The following is a 15,416-nucleotide window of genomic DNA, read 5'->3' on the forward strand; positions in this document are numbered from 1 at the left end:
CCTGATAGCTCAGTTGGTAGAGCACTCGACTGTTAATCGAGTTGTCACAGGTTCGAGTCCTGTTCGGGGAGCCATTTGCTCTCATAGCTCAGTAGGTAGAGTGCATCCATGGTAAGGATGAGGTCACCGGTTCGATCCCGGTTGAGAGCTCTGCAAATGGGGCCCGTTGGTCAAGGGGTTAAGACACCTCCCTTTCACGGAGGTAACAGGGGTTCGAATCCCCTACGGGTCATAGTTTTATCTAATGTTTTAATTAGGGATGAACATCCCAAAGATGGAGGCTTAGCTCAGCTGGGAGAGCATCTGCCTTACAAGCAGAGGGTCGGGGGTTCGATCCCCTCAGCCTCCACCATCTATTTTTGGGGATTAGCCAAGCGGTAAGGCAACGGACTTTGACTCCGTCATGCATAGGTTCAAATCCTATATCCCCAGCCATCTTAATATGAGTCATTAGCTCAGTTGGTAGAGCACCTGACTTTTAATCAGGGTGTCGAAGGTTCGAATCCTTCATGACTCACTTTTACTACATGCGCGTGTGGCGGAATTGGCAGACGCACTAGACTTAGGATCTAGCGTCTTTGACGTGGGGGTTCAAGTCCCTCCACGCGCATCCCTTATTTTGCGGAAGTGGCTCAGCGGTAGAGCATCGCCTTGCCAAGGCGAGGGTCGCGGGTTCGATTCCCGTCTTCCGCTCCAATATTTGCGCCCTTAGCTCAGCTGGATAGAGCGTTTGACTACGAATCAAAAGGCCGGGAGTTCGAATCTCTCAGGGCGCGCCATGATTACCTTTCATATCGGGATGTAGCTCAGCTTGGTAGAGCACCTGGTTTGGGACCAGGGGGTCGCATGTTCAAATCGTGTCATCCCGATTTTTGTTTATGCGGGTGTAGTTCAATGGTAGAACTTTAGCCTTCCAAGCTAATAGCGTGGGTTCGATTCCCATCACCCGCTTACTGATTCAAATTAAAGTCACTGCACTTAGTGCAGTGACTTTTTTGCATATTTCGATAACGAATCTGAAATGTCGATATATCGTGTTAGGGGGCGATCTAAGGCACAGATCGCCTTATATGTATTCAAGAGCCGAACCCGTTGTGTGTTGCTTCACACAATGGGTTCGGCTCTTTTATAGTTGCTTTACGCTAAAGGTCAGTGATGACCAGCTTGGGAGCGGAGGTCCTTTTTTTACAAAAATACAATCAATTAACGCTCGTGATGATCAGTTGCTCTCTTACGCATACCGGCCAGTCCCAGCAATCCTAGCAAACCAAGCCATCCCCAGTCCATTCCGTTGTCGCGGTCTGTTGTTGTAGCTGCATTTGTACGTACACTGTTAGTGCGGTAATCCCCATTGTTTCGGTAATCACCATTCGTACGATAGTTACCATCCATATTCATGTTCAAGTTGCTGTTTGTACGGTCCATGTAGTTGCTATTCTGATAAGACTTGACACGTGAACCGTTGGTATCCATTCCGTTGGTCATATGGCCTTCAGCACCTGCAGAACCAGCCATTGCGGCAACGACTAACATGGAAGCAATAATGGTTGTGGCTTTTTTCATGATGTGAACTCCTCCTTTATGTTGTACGAACTATCAAGTAATCTGCCCAAATACACAAGAACATTATGTAGCAGGAGGAGTGTTAAGTTATGGGGGACAAACAAATTTACTATAAAATACATAAGAAATAAGTCAAAAGACAACGGTAAGTGTTAGAAAATCGAAATTTCTCTTTAATTCATTGCGTCAGTGTGGTAAAGTATACAAAAGCTTGCTTTGCCGGTCATGTTTCTTTGGAACGTCTGTTTATCAATGAATGCTAAAGCTGGAAAATTGAAAGCACCTTCCGTATTTTAAACCTAGAACATTCAGACTGCATAATTATGAATTTTTTAGATTAGTTATAAGATGTTCAAGGTGTAAAAAGTACGTGAAAAAGGTATCATGCGACAGCATATGGCTATTCGTAGAAGCAGAACAAGAAAATGAATAAAAAAGCGTGTTTTTGTGATGTATTTCGGGGATAATCCCCATTTTTACTAGTAGAAAAATAAAGATTTTCGTACCATTTTATTGTATGATGTTATGAAGGTGTCAAATTTACGTGTACGAATGGAACGATCAGATGGGAGGATAAGCATGACTGAAACTATGGTAACCGCCAGCAAAAGCCAATCCAACAACCTGCTTCGGCGAGACGTGCGGTTCCTGGGCAATATACTCGGAGAAGTTCTTGTCCATCAAGGAGGCACGGAGCTTCTAGATGTCGTTGAGAAGATTCGGGAAACGAGCAAATCGTTGCGTGCAGAGTTTTTGCCAGAACTGTATGAAGAGTTCAAAACGATGATCCAGGAATTAGACTCGGACAATCGTCATCAGGTTATTCGAGCTTTCGCTATTTATTTTCAATTAGTTAATATTGCTGAACAAAACCATCGGATTCGGCGTAAACGGGATTATGAGCGTTCCGCGGGAGATGCTGTACAGCCAGGTTCGATTGAAAAGGCCGTGCAGGACCTAAAAGAACGTGGATTGTCTCATACCGAAGTAGAGGAGATTCTGGATGATCTATCACTGGAACTCGTGATGACAGCTCACCCGACAGAAGCGATGCGCCGGGTTATTCTGGATATCCATAAACGGATTTCTGAAGATGTCATGCTACTGGACAATCCTACGCTGACGTTGCGTGAACGTGAACAACTGCGTGAGAAACTGTTGAATGAGGTTATTACGCTCTGGCAGACAGATGAGCTTCGCGATCGCAAACCGACTGTACTCGACGAAGTGCGGAACGGAATGTATTACTTTCATGAAACGTTGTTCCACGTACTTCCGGATGTATATCAGGAACTGGAACGTTGCCTGAATAAATTTTATCCAGACCATGACTGGCATGTGCCGACGTATTTGCGTTTCGGTTCCTGGATTGGTGGAGACCGGGATGGAAATCCATCGGTAACTTCAGATGTAACATGGCAAACACTTCTGATGCAACGCAAGCTCGCTTTGCGTGAGTATCAGCGGATTATGATTGAACTTATGGGTCACCTCAGCTTCAGCACCAACATCATTCGTATCTCGGATGAACTGGCGCAGTCGATTGAGCAGGATCGCAACTGTGTTACTTTGAAAAAAGTGGACATTTGGCGTAATGAAAAAGAGCCGTATCGCATTAAACTGGCTTACATGATTGCCAAACTGAACAATGTTCTTGATGAGAACAAGGTTGGTCAGCCGGATCGCTACCAGAACGCTCAAGGCCTGATTGACGATCTGTTGATTATCGACCGTAGCTTGCGTCATCATTTTGCTGACTATGTAGCGGATACAACGGTTCGTAAAATGATTCGTCAGGTTGAACTGTTCGGATTCCATACGGCTTCTCTCGATGTGCGTCAGCATAGCAAGGAGCATGAAAGTGCAATGTCGGAAATTTTGGCAAAAATGAATATTGTAGATGATTACGCCCGTCTGACAGAAGACGGCAAAATCGACCTGCTTTCTCGTTTGCTGGATGATCCAAGACCACTTACTTCTCCTTACCATCAGTACACGGAAGGAACGAGAGAGTGTCTGGATGTCTTCCGGGCAATCAAGCGCGCACAGAATGAGTTCGGTACAGGCTGTATCACGAGTTACTTGATCAGTATGACACAGGGAGCAAGTGATTTACTTGAAGTAATGGTATTTGCCAAAGAGGTTGGTTTGTTCTCCAAAGGGGCAAACGGTGAAGTGATCTCTACATTGCAAGCTGTTCCATTGTTTGAAACGATTGACGACCTTCATGCAGCATCGGACATTATGCAACGGTTGTTTAACTTACCTATATATCGTGCAAGTGTGACTGGACGTAATGAGTTACACGAAATTATGCTTGGATACTCCGACAGTAATAAAGATGGCGGTGTAGTTACGGCAAACTGGGAACTGCGCGTAGCGATGAACGCGATTACGGCTGTGGGCAATGAGCATGGCGTGAAGCTCAAGTTCTTCCACGGACGCGGTGGAGCATTGGGACGTGGCGGTATGCCACTGAACCGTAGTATTCTAGCGCAACCTCCCCATACGATTGGCGGCGGGATCAAGATTACCGAACAAGGTGAAGTTATTTCTTCTCGTTATTCTCTCCAAGGGATTGCTTACCGCAGCTTGGAGCAGGCGACTTCGGCGCTGATCACAGCTGCTCTGAACGGTCTGGAGCCGCAAGAGTCGGCGTCTGAGCAAGCTTGGGATGAGATTATTAAAGACATCTCGGAAGTGTCATTGACGAAGTATCAGGATCTCATTTTCCGTGACCCGGACTTCTTCACGTTCTTTAAGGAGTCTACGCCGCTTCCGGAGGTTGGTGAGCTCAATATTGGTTCAAGACCATCCAAACGGAAGGGCAGTGACAAGTTTGAAGACTTGCGTGCGATTCCTTGGGTATTTGCCTGGACGCAAAGCCGTTACCTGCTTCCGGCATGGTATGCGGCAGGTACGGGGTTGCAAAGTTACTATCAGGGCAAAGAGGAAAACCTGAACGTCCTGAAAGACATGTATGCTAACTTCCCGTTCTTCCGTACGCTGATTGATACGGTACAGATGGCGGTTGCCAAAGCAGATCTAGTGATCGCTAAAGAGTATTCGGCCATGACTTCCAATAAAGAAGCTCGTGACCGTATCTTCGGTCAGATCGAATCGGAGTTTAAGCTTACCAAAGAGCTGATTCTGAAAATTACAGGCGAAGCTGAAATTCTGGATGATGTGCCTGTGATTCAGGAATCGATTCGTTTGCGTAATCCGTATGTTGATCCACTTTCCTACATGCAAGTACAGTTGCTCAGTGAACTGCGTGATATGCGTGAACGTGGTGAGGATGATACCGAACTACTTCGGGAAGTATTGTTGACCATTAATGGTATTGCAGCAGGACTACGGAATACAGGTTGATGTATGATCAGAGATCATTCACAATACTCATATGATGAATGATTTATGTAATAAACTAAATATCCATCTCTTCTTATGAGAGGAGAGATTAGACGGGACTCCTCAGGGAGTTCCCGTTTTTACTGTTTTTGGAGGATATTTGTCATACAGTCTTGATTTTTGACCAAAGTTGATTTACGATTTGATTGGTGAATTACAAGTGTGGACGGGTATCAGAAGACGGAAGACCCATCAGCATGTCTGGGGGAATCAGGGTGGACAATTTGGAGAACAGGCTTGTGAAGCTGGTACTCAAGGGAGACCAGAGAGCCTTCGCAGAAATCGTTGAACTATACAAGGACAAGCTGTTTCATTTGGCATATCGGATGCTGAGCAACCGTCACGAAGCGGAGGATGTTGTTCAGGAGACGTTTTTGCGTGTGTTTCGAAATATGGAAAAGTATGATCCGAATCAGAAATTCTCGACCTGGATCTATCGGATTGCAACGAATTTGTGCATCGACCGGTTACGTAGAAAGAAACCTTCCTACTCGCTAGATGCTGAGCTGAATGATCAGGAAGGATCTGATGGTTACGCGATGCTTCCGAGTGATGATCGAACACCAGAGAGTGAAGCACTGCTTTCCGAAACACAAACCCTCATCCGTGAGGCGATTGATAGCTTACCAGCCAAGTATAAGTCTGTTATGGTATTGAGATACTTACAGGACTTGTCATTACAGGAGATCAGTGATGTCACAGGTATGCCCGTAACAACGATTAAGACAAGGGTGCACCGGGGCCGTGATTTTCTGCGCAAAAAACTGGAATATAAGCTATAATCACAAACACCCGAAATTTTGGGCAAAATTATTTGAAACATATCCGAAACGGATGCGTATGAAATGTATGCAAGTCTTATGCATGCTTTTTGCAGGTGCATGGACTAAGTGTCTAAGGAAAGGATTGGCTCTCATATGGATTGCAACTCGGCCGTCTCTTTAATGCATGAATGTTTGGATGAGTCGTTGTCCCCGGAACAGAAGACTGAATTGAAAAGCCATTTGTTGATCTGTCCGGATTGTCGCATGCGCTTTAAAGAGTTGGAACAGACGGAAATGCTACTCTTTGCCATGAAACATTATTCACCGTCTGCCTCGGATGAGCTGACCAATCGAATTATGAATGCTCTGCCACAGCCCAAGAGACAGCAAGTATGGCTCAGATGGGTCAAAGGACATCCCGCGCTGACGGCGGCAGCCTTCTTTTTGGTCGTGATGCTCTTTAGCGCCTTCAATTTCTGGAATCAGAACAACGAAATGGTCGTTAAGGGGAACAGTCTGGATCAGCTCGTGATTCAAGGCAACACGGTTATTGTTCCAGAAGGTAAGTCAGTTGCTGGCGATCTTACGATAGAGAATGGAACCGCTCAGGTGTATGGTGATGTGAATGGCAATCTGACGGTCATCGACGGACAACTGTTTCAAGCTTCTACAGCGCACGTGTCAGGTCAGGTAAAAAGTATTGATCAGGCGCTGGATTGGTTTTGGTACAAAATAACCAATATGGTAAATGAAGTAGCATACCGCTAAGTCAGGGTATAGCTTCACGGGTATATACCAAGCAGGGTACCTCCAAATTGCGTGGGGTACTCTTTTTTTATTGCCTGAATGACAGAAAAAGTGCGAAAAGGAAGCTTGTATGCAGTTTGTGACTGGAGTAACTTGCAACATGAACGGTAACGTTATAACCTAGATAGTAATGAGAACATACTACATATAGATAAGCATTGAATAAATGCGAAGAAGGGATTATGTAAAATCCCAAATGGTTAATATGAGATCAGAGTTTACTCATCAATGGGGATAGCGGGGGCTGGCTTATGAATTATTTTGCTGACTTAACGTGGAAAGAGTCCATTAAGGACGTTATCGATATATTGATCGTTACCTATATTATGTACAAACTGATTTTGCTTGTGCGGGGTACACGTGCGGTTCAGCTTCTGAAAGGAATTTTGTTCCTTGTGTTGATCTGGGCGTTAAGCACATGGCTAAATCTGTATACACTTAAATGGCTAATGAACCAGATGTTTACGTTTGGGGTTGTTGCGGTATTTATCATATTCCAGCCGGAACTCCGTCGTGGTTTGGAACAATTGGGTCGAGGTAAGCTGTTTGGGCGCTCGGCCGCTGCAAGTGATGAAGAGTTAACCGTGTTAATTGGTGAGATTATTAAGTCCGTTAACTATTTGTCTCGCCGTAAAATTGGTGCACTTGTCGTCTTCGAGCGTGAAACAGGGCTGAATGACTACACGGAATCCGGGATCAAGATGCAATCTCTTGTCAGTTCTGAACTAATGATTAACATTTTTATTCCCAACACGCCGCTCCATGATGGGGCAGTCATCATTCAAGGGAAACAAATATCTGCAGCAGCCTGTTATCTGCCATTATCCGAGAATCCGTTTATCAGTAAGGAATTGGGAACGCGCCATCGCGCGGCAATCGGAATAACGGAGGTGGCCGATGCAATCTGTCTGGTTGTTTCGGAGGAGACAGGGCAAGTTTCTCTGGCGATGAACGGACAGGTAGTTCGTGATATTAAGGAAGAGTCGCTGATTGCCAAGCTGTATGAGGAATTGCGTCCGACCTCCAATCTGAGCAAAAAGAATGCATGGTCAACCTTCTGGAAACGGAAGGGGGGACGTAACAATGGATAAATGGTTTAATAACAATAACTTTGCGAAAATACTTGCACTGGCGGTAAGCCTGCTTCTCTGGTTCATGATTCATCTGGATGAGGTACCCACTACGCCAACCATCACAACGGGGATATCGAGCAAGGTTGTGGAGCGTACTGTGCCTGTTCAGCCATATGGGCTGGATAGTAATGCTTATGTTCTTACTTCACTTAGCACAGATGAGGTGCGGCTGGAGATCAAAGGACAGCGTTCGATGCTGACGTCCATTTTTACCAATGATGATTATAAGGTTCTGGTTGATTTGAGTCAGGTTAAGGATGGTTCGAATACACTGCCGCTTGTCCCTGATCTGCCTTCAGGCGTTGAAGTCGTCAGTATGGAACCGTCCATGGTGACAGTGAATGTAGAGAAGTTGGGCACCAAATCGTTTAACGTGAATATTGTACCCGAAGGAGAGCCTTCGGCTGGATATACGGCTGGAACGCCTGTGGTTGAACCATCCGCTCCAGTTAAGGTAACTCTGCCGGAAGGACAGCTTGATGCTGTAGTGAGTGTTCAGGGCAGTGTCAGTGTGAAAGATGCGAAGGAAGATGTCATCCAGAAAAAAGTGAAGCTTCAGGCATATGATGCTGAGGGTAAAGTGATCGAAAATGCAACCATATCACCTCAAACGGTCGAAGTTCGAGTACCAGTCAATCAGCCCTACACAAAAGTTCCCTTGAGGATCAAATATTCAGGACAGTTACCAGAGGGCCTGGTGCTCTCCTCGGTCGAGCCTAGCGTGAAAGAAGTCTCGATTTATGGGAGTGAGGGAGCACTTGCAGGTATACAGTCCTACGACCAAGCTACTCTTGATCTTGCGCAATTCACGGAGTCTGGTACCTCTACAGTTAACGTGGACTTGACGCCGCCCTCTGGTTCTGAGAAAATCGAGCCTAGTTCGATTCAGATCAAGGTAACGGTGTCCACATATGATGAGGTCGAAACAACGACCAAAGTCTTTCCCAACGTGCCGATTCATTTAACTGGTGCGGGGAACGGGTTGGAAGGTGAGTTGGTTACTCCTAAAAGTGGTGGACAGAACATTACACTAAGTGGGTCAAGAACCATGCTTGAAGGTCTCAGTGGTGATGACATCAAACTTACAGCCAATCTCCAGGGACTTGGTGTGGGCACACATGAGATTAAACTGGAAGCTGATTTGCCCAGGTTTGCCAAGCTGGATGAGGCGTCTAATAATTTAAGTGCCACGGTGAAAATCAGTGAAAAAGCCGAGGATGCGACTGCTCCTCCAGAGCAAAACTCTGGTGAGGATAATCCATCGGGACCAGATCCATCACCAGCCGAAGTTGAGAATGGGCAACCCAACGCGGATCCTGTAGAAGAGCAAAACGAATCGAATACGGAACAGCAGGATCAAAGCCAGCAGGGAAGTCCTGCAACAAATCGCGGTAGTGTAAACAACGGTTCAAATAATAACAACAACGGGAGTAAATCAGGCTCTAATCCGTAATGAAGCCATTTTTTATCTATTTTCAATTTTAAAATTATACTGATGTGCTCATATATGATGCAAATAGAAGGAGTTAGATCATGGGTAAATATTTTGGTACAGATGGTGTAAGAGGGGTTGCGAATAAAGAGTTGACGGCGGAGCTTGCGTACAGCATCGGACGCTGTGGTGGTTACATGCTTGCAGGTGGTGTAGAAAGACCCAAAGTAGTTATTGGCATGGATACACGCATTTCCGGGCTTATGCTGGAATCAGCGCTTGTAGCGGGTCTGTTGTCTATTGGAGCGGACGTGATTCGTTTGGGTGTTGTGTCTACTCCAGGTGTCGCTTATATTACTCGTTTGCTCAAAGCGGACGCGGGTGTAATGATCTCGGCTTCCCACAATCCTGTTGAGGATAACGGTATAAAATTTTTCGGTGGAGATGGCTTCAAGCTATCGGATGAGACGGAGAACCGGATCGAAGAACTGATGGATGCGGTAAAAGATGAATTGCCACGCCCCGTTGGTGCAGGTCTTGGAACCGTGACGATGGATGAGCAATCTCGCTATCGTTATCTGGATTATCTGAAAACAACTGTGTCTGAATCGTTCTCTGGTCTCAAAATTGTACTCGACTGTGCCAATGGTGCGGCATATGAACTGGCGCCAAAATTATTCCGTGAACTTGGGGCTGAAGTTATTGCCATTGGCGCTGAGCCCAACGGTCTGAACATTAACGAACAGTGCGGTTCGACTCATCCAGAGCATCTAAAGCAAGAGGTGCTGAAACATCAAGCGGATCTTGGTCTTGCTTTTGACGGGGATGCCGATCGTCTGATTGCTATTGATGAAACGGGTGCTGAAGTCGATGGTGACTTTATTCTGTGTATTTGCGGAGACGCGATGAATCGGGCAGGCAAGCTGAAAGATAGCACGGTGGTGTCTACCGTAATGAGTAATATTGGCTTCTACAAAGCAACAGAGAAACTTGCGCTGAAAACAGCCAAAACGGCTGTTGGTGACCGCTACGTGATGGAAGAAATGCGTCGTGGTGGATATAATCTGGGCGGCGAGCAGTCGGGTCACGTTATTTTCCTGGACTACAATACAACGGGAGATGGCATGCTAACGGCGATTCAACTCGTCGACACACTGAAAGCTTCAGGTAAAAAGCTGAGTGAGTTGAAGGCAATCATGACACAGTATCCGCAAGTGCTGGTTAACGTTCGCGTTGAAGACAAGAGCAAATACGAAGGCAATGTTGCCATCGGAGAAGCGATCGCCGCAGTAGAAGAAAAACTGGGGGATAATGGTCGTGTGCTTGTTCGTGCATCGGGCACCGAGTCCCTGATCCGTGTTATGGCTGAAGGGCCAGATAAGGATGAGCTGGAGCAGTTTGTATCCCAGATTGCTGATGTTGTGCAGAAAGAACTGGTATAGTCTCCGGAGAAAAACTTGTTGTCATGCGATTTGAGTGTTATTTTTCACAAAATTGATTTCTTGGCATATGGTTATACAGAGACTGCTTTAATTCCATATATTAACGATTCATTCATTGTTCCTGCGTCCTGGCCAGATAAGACTATGGGTCTGATTATTTGGCCAGGAGCGTGGGTAAATATGCTGAAATGGTTACAGGTACTTTGCTCCATTGCAAAATGGACTTAAGGTGCATATAATGAGTGGAGTCGTCATTCAGACACGGAAAGTGAGGATTGTAAGGTTACAGTTTACACAAGCGCCAGAGCTTGGAGTTGCGCGGGACGCATGTTGATCAATGTCTCTTTTGCTAATCAGGAGAGAATATGGTCAACATGGACGGCAATCAAGCTGACGAGGTGGAGGTGTTCGGATTGTTCGGCGGGGACCTCCCGGTGATGCACCAGAGCCGTAAACCGGATTGCGGAAAATGGATGGGTGACTGTCCACACAACGCGCCGGTAGGTGCAGAGGATCAGATAAAATTTAAAATGAATGTGCGCGAAGAGCGTAAACAGTGCGCGGACGGGAAAATGATGTACATTCATGATTGCATTCGTAATAGAGCATGAACACAACAGGGCGGCAGAAGGCCTTCTGATCATTGATAACTGAATAGGAAATGATATTCATGATACGGTAAGCAATCTATCATTTTCCAATACGTCCACCTCTGCCTGTTTCTCTTCCAGACACAGTATTCATATACAAACGGAGGAACTAAATTATGTGCGGTATTGTTGGATATATTGGTAATAAGAACACTCAATCGGTATTGGTCGAGGGATTGAAAAAGCTCGAGTATCGTGGTTATGACTCTGCAGGGATCGCTGTATTTACACCGCAAGGTCTGCAAATTACGAAAGCTCTTGGACGTTTGGCGAACCTTGAAGCAAAGTTGGATGGTGCTCCGCTGGTAGGTAATGCCGGAATCGGACACACTCGCTGGGCTACGCATGGTAAACCATCGGACGAGAATTCCCATCCACATACGGATGGAAGCCAGAAGTTCTCCGTTGTGCATAACGGGATTATCGAGAATTATCTGGAGCTGAAGGATGAGCTGATCTCCCAAGGTCACACGTTTACTTCCGAGACGGATACTGAAGTCATTTCTCACCTGGTTGCACGTGAATACAATGGTGACATTGTTAAAACTGTGCAAAAAGTGATTACGTTGTTGCGTGGTGCATTCGCACTGGGTGTATTGACAGAGCATGAGCCTGAGAAACTCGTTGCTGTGCGTCAAGCTAGCCCATTGATTATTGGTGTTGGTGAAGGCGAGAACTTCATTGGTTCCGATATCCCGGCAATTCTGGAACATACACGTAATGTGTACATTCTGAATGATGGTGAAATGGCTGTATTGACACATGATGCTGTCGAATTGATGACGATTGAGGGCAATTTTATTTCTCGGGAAATGATTCGTGTCGATTGGGACGCGGTAACCGCGGAAAAAGGCGGATTTGAGCACTTTATGTTGAAAGAGATTCATGAGCAACCAAAAGCATATCGTGATACAATGCTGGGCCGCATCGACAATGAAGGCAAGAAAGTGCAACTTCCTGAGCTCAAAATGACAGAAGAGCAAATTAAAAATATTCGTAACATTCAGATTATTGCATGTGGTACGGCGTACCATGCAGGTCTGGTTGGACGTACAGTGATTGAGCAATTGGTGCGTATTCCGGTTGAAACGGATGTAGCCTCCGAGTATCGTTACCGTTCACCAATTGTAAACAAAGATACACTTGTTATTGTAGTGAGCCAATCCGGTGAAACAGCAGATACGCTGGCAGCACTGCGTGAAGCTCAATCTAACGGTGCGCATGTACTGGCGATTACAAATGTTGTGGGTAGCTCGATCGCACGTGACGCAGACGATGTAATTGCTACATTGGCTGGACCAGAGATCGCAGTGGCTTCCACTAAGGCTTACACTTCCCAGTTGATCGCGTTCAACCTGCTTGGTCTGTACCTTGCACAAGTACGTGGTACACAAACACAGGATGAGATTGCACATACTTTGGCAGCGATGCAAGCACTGCCTGAGCAAGTGGAATCCATGCTGAAGCAGGCAGATGCAATCAAAGGATATGCGGAGCAAATCTCTAAACATCAACATCTCTTCTTCATCGGCCGTGGTCTTGATTACGCGGTAGCTCAAGAAGGATCGTTGAAACTGAAAGAGATCTCTTATATTCACTCTGAAGCTTATGCTGCAGGTGAGTTGAAACACGGTACACTCGCGTTGATCGAAGACGGTATCCCTGTTATTGCCTTGGCAACACAGGAGAACGTACTGGAGAAAACGGTAAGTAACATCAAAGAAGTAAAAGCACGTGGCGCAGACGTACTGGCGATTACGTACGAAGAGCACGTAGCTCCGTTGCTTAAATCCGTTGACCAGGCGTTTGCGATTCCTAAGACATTGCCACTTCTAAGCCCAGCTCTGTCTGTTGTTGCGTTGCAATTGCTGGCATATTACGCTTCCCTCGCTTTGGGTCACGATGTCGATAAACCGCGTAACTTGGCGAAAAGTGTAACGGTTGAGTAAAATCCTGGCTTGAATGAACAAACAAGAGTGTCAGGATCGAAAGGTATGAACCAGTAAAAGAGATTTGAATCGTATGGTATGATAAATGGTTTTAGTATCGAAAAGGGAGCCCGAGAGATTGACTCGTGGCTTCCTTTTTTAGTTCTCAAAAATACACTATACAGCCTTAATTATTCGTTGTAGTGAAAATGAAAGAAGGAGACAAAGCCAGAAGAAGAAGAGGGAGCCTTCCACGTATGGAAATCGCAAGTAAATGCACTTCGTAAAATAGTTGTTAAAGCGACATCAATGTAATTTTTAGATCTGCTAATCTTTACAAAACAAAAGCAAATTAAAATGAAAAGTATAACTTCTTACATTCTTCTGTTTACATAAGGTAACGAGATCAATTTAGGACAATCATGTTAAATTTTTGTAAAGTGAAAGGATTCGGAGTTTTGATAGAGAACATGTAGGTAATATATACCATTATTACCATTCGTGAAATTGGTAAATTACTCCTGTTAAATTCCTCGATTGATGACAAACTCTGCTTATTTCCCTCCTAATTGTGTTAATTTAAGGCAAAATATTAACGATTTATACTTCAAAGATCTAATTTAACCAAAATTTTACTATACATTCTTTGGAAATTTGATATAATTCTACGCAGGTCGACCTTCCAATTATTGAAAAAAATAGAATTGGTGGGTTTTTATACATACCTAAGCTGTGTGCGAGAGACCAGTCTACTGGATACCCAGCAAGCCGGCATGCGAGGACCGACAATTGTGGTAACGACAGCCAAGAATTTTTTGCTCGATGACGCCAGAAGTTTCAGAAAGAATGAAGCTAACCTTATCCCAATTACGATGGAGGATGAAGCGCGTGAGCATTTTTGAAAAGCTGGAATCTAACGTAAGATCTTACTGCAGAAGCTTTCCGGTAGTATTCGACCGGGCCAAGGAAGACCTGTTATATGCTGAGGATGGAAGAGCATACATTGATTTTTTTGCAGGTGCTGGAGCACTGAACTATGGTCATAACAACGATTATATTAAAGGTCGGATTCTAGATTATCTGACCTCCGATCGGATTATGCATGGTCTCGATATGTACACAATGGCCAAGCGCGAATTCATCCAGAGCTTCTCGGAACGGATCTTGGAGCCAAAGAAGCTGAATTACAAGCTTCAATTCTGCGGTCCGACGGGTACAAATGCGGTGGAAGCGGCACTCAAGCTTGCACGCAAGGCGAAGAAAAGAACCGGCATCTTTGCATTCATGGGTGGTTTCCACGGTATGTCACTTGGCAGCCTCTCGGCAACAAGCTCTAAGTCGATGAGGGAAGGAGCGGGGCTTCCTCTGGATGGAGTTACATTCATACCACATCCGAGTGGAGCTTTCGCAGAGATAGATACACTTGGTTATATTGAAAATATTCTAACGGATTCCCACTCCGGAGTTGATAAACCGGCTGCCATTCTGCTGGAAACAGTTCAAGCTGAAGGTGGCATTCATGTCGCTGAAGCACAGTGGCTACGTGGATTGCAACAGATTTGCCGCAAGCACGATATCCTGCTCATTACCGATGAGATTCAAGTCGGTTGCGGCCGAACTGGAGAATTCTTCTCCTTCGAACGTGCGGGGATTGAGCCGGATCTGGTTACACTGTCAAAGTCGATCAGCGGGTACGGCCTGCCAATGTCCCTCCTGCTCCTGAAGCCTGAACTGGATCTCTGGACGCCAGGGGAACACAATGGTACCTTCCGCGGCAACCAGCTTGCTTTTGTGGCTGCCAAGGCTGCTCTTGAGTTTCGGGATAGAACATCTTTGGAAGAACAAGTGAAGCAGAAGGAAGAGTTCGTGCGCTCTTTCCTTGATAAAGAAATCAAACCTCTACATCCATCCATCACTATCCGCGGGATCGGCCTGATCTGGGGCATTGACGTTTCCGGCTTTACGGATGAAGCAGGGGCGAAGCGGATGTCGGAGATCAGTTTCGAGAACGGACTGATTATTGAAAGGGCTGGCAGAGGGGACCTCGTCCTGAAGATTATGCCTCCGCTGACGGTTTCCATGGAGAATCTGGCTGCTGGTTGCGATATTATCAAATCTAGTATTCAGCAGGTGATCTCACAAGAGACCCAGCGTTTGCTGGTAACGACCTAAGCTTAATCAGACTGACAGCTGCCCTGGCAAAGGAATAGTACTTCTGCCGGGGGCGGCGCTTAATCTGGTGTTGAAGATGAATTTTGTTCCCATAGGAATATTTCAATCGAAAAT

At 45.6% G+C, this 15,416-nt stretch carries 11 protein-coding genes and 10 tRNA genes; 20 read left to right on the forward strand and 1 reads right to left on the reverse strand.

The genetic code is table 11. The annotated features are described in order from the left end of the window. The first annotated feature begins 77 nt into the window (after nt 1–77). From FS818_RS21730 to FS818_RS21775, 10 genes are all read left to right on the forward strand, one after another. Nucleotides 78–150, forward strand: a tRNA-Thr gene (locus FS818_RS21730). A 10-nt stretch (nt 151–160) separates the two neighbouring features. After that, a tRNA-Glu gene (locus tag FS818_RS21735) sits at nt 161–232 on the forward strand. Nucleotides 233–276: 44 nt separating this feature from the next. Next, a tRNA-Val gene (locus tag FS818_RS21740) sits at nt 277–352 on the forward strand. A gap of 8 nt (nt 353–360) precedes the next feature. Beyond that, nucleotides 361–435 (forward strand) — tRNA-Gln (locus FS818_RS21745). Between the two features lie 9 nt (nt 436–444). Next, nucleotides 445–517: transfer RNA gene (locus tag FS818_RS21750), tRNA-Lys, on the forward strand. A gap of 12 nt (nt 518–529) precedes the next feature. Beyond that, a tRNA-Leu gene (locus tag FS818_RS21755) sits at nt 530–610 on the forward strand. A gap of 11 nt (nt 611–621) precedes the next feature. Then, a tRNA-Gly gene (locus FS818_RS21760) sits at nt 622–696 on the forward strand. A gap of 6 nt (nt 697–702) precedes the next feature. Next, a tRNA-Arg gene (locus FS818_RS21765) sits at nt 703–779 on the forward strand. A gap of 16 nt (nt 780–795) precedes the next feature. Continuing rightward, nucleotides 796–869: transfer RNA gene (locus tag FS818_RS21770), tRNA-Pro, on the forward strand. Nucleotides 870–880: 11 nt separating this feature from the next. Continuing rightward, a tRNA-Gly gene (locus tag FS818_RS21775) sits at nt 881–951 on the forward strand. A gap of 252 nt (nt 952–1,203) precedes the next feature. On the opposite strand, the gene FS818_RS21780 is transcribed toward FS818_RS21775, so the two are convergent. After that, nucleotides 1,204–1,563, reverse strand: coding sequence for a WGxxGxxG family protein (locus FS818_RS21780; RefSeq protein ID WP_145334652.1), 360 nt, complete (start codon nt 1,561–1,563; stop codon nt 1,204–1,206). Nucleotides 1,564–2,142: 579 nt separating this feature from the next. On the opposite strand from FS818_RS21780, the gene ppc reads away from it, so the two are divergent. The 10 genes from ppc (at nt 2,143) to ectB (ending at nt 15,302) form a co-directional block, all read left to right on the forward strand. Beyond that, nucleotides 2,143–4,935 carry a phosphoenolpyruvate carboxylase gene (ppc, locus tag FS818_RS21785; RefSeq protein WP_145334654.1) on the forward strand — a complete coding sequence of 931 codons (2,793 nt, stop codon included), beginning with the start codon at nt 2,143–2,145 and terminating at the stop codon, nt 4,933–4,935. Nucleotides 4,936–5,189: 254 nt separating this feature from the next. Continuing rightward, a complete protein-coding gene (gene sigW, locus FS818_RS21790; protein ID WP_090924356.1) occupies nt 5,190–5,756 on the forward strand; it encodes an RNA polymerase sigma factor SigW in 567 nt (188 codons plus the stop codon). A 135-nt stretch (nt 5,757–5,891) separates the two neighbouring features. After that, nucleotides 5,892–6,506 carry a zf-HC2 domain-containing protein gene (locus FS818_RS21795; protein ID WP_123065969.1) on the forward strand — a complete coding sequence of 205 codons (615 nt, stop codon included), beginning with the start codon at nt 5,892–5,894 and terminating at the stop codon, nt 6,504–6,506. A gap of 290 nt (nt 6,507–6,796) precedes the next feature. Then, nucleotides 6,797–7,636 (forward strand): diadenylate cyclase CdaA, encoded by an 840-nt coding sequence (gene cdaA / locus FS818_RS21800; RefSeq protein ID WP_090924354.1) that lies wholly within the window; start codon nt 6,797–6,799, stop codon nt 7,634–7,636. Continuing rightward, nucleotides 7,629–9,131 carry a CdaR family protein gene (locus tag FS818_RS21805; RefSeq protein ID WP_186375566.1) on the forward strand — a complete coding sequence of 501 codons (1,503 nt, stop codon included), beginning with the start codon at nt 7,629–7,631 and terminating at the stop codon, nt 9,129–9,131. The genes cdaA and FS818_RS21805 overlap by 8 nt, the downstream gene beginning before the upstream one ends. An 80-nt stretch (nt 9,132–9,211) precedes the next feature. Then, the gene (gene glmM / locus FS818_RS21810) at nt 9,212–10,552 is read left to right on the forward strand and encodes a phosphoglucosamine mutase (protein ID WP_145334658.1); all 1,341 of its coding nucleotides are present in this window, start codon (nt 9,212–9,214) and stop codon (nt 10,550–10,552) included. A 374-nt stretch (nt 10,553–10,926) separates the two neighbouring features. Further along, nucleotides 10,927–11,163 (forward strand): hypothetical protein, encoded by a 237-nt coding sequence (locus FS818_RS21815; RefSeq protein ID WP_145334660.1) that lies wholly within the window; start codon nt 10,927–10,929, stop codon nt 11,161–11,163. Nucleotides 11,164–11,318: 155 nt separating this feature from the next. Next, the gene (glmS, locus tag FS818_RS21820; protein WP_145334662.1) at nt 11,319–13,151 is read left to right on the forward strand and encodes a glutamine--fructose-6-phosphate transaminase (isomerizing); all 1,833 of its coding nucleotides are present in this window, start codon (nt 11,319–11,321) and stop codon (nt 13,149–13,151) included. 713 nt (nt 13,152–13,864) lie between these two features. Further along, entirely contained in the window at nt 13,865–14,032 is a 168-nt protein-coding gene (locus tag FS818_RS21825) for a hypothetical protein (protein WP_260989943.1), read from the forward strand. Continuing rightward, nucleotides 14,019–15,302 (forward strand): diaminobutyrate--2-oxoglutarate transaminase, encoded by a 1,284-nt coding sequence (ectB, locus tag FS818_RS21830; RefSeq protein ID WP_145334664.1) that lies wholly within the window; start codon nt 14,019–14,021, stop codon nt 15,300–15,302. The genes FS818_RS21825 and ectB overlap by 14 nt, the downstream gene beginning before the upstream one ends. The last annotated feature ends 114 nt before the right edge of the window (nt 15,303–15,416 follow it).

It is taken from the genome of Paenibacillus xylanexedens (genome assembly GCF_007680605.1).
Classification (GTDB): Bacteria; Bacillota; Bacilli; order Paenibacillales; family Paenibacillaceae; genus Paenibacillus; species Paenibacillus xylanexedens_B.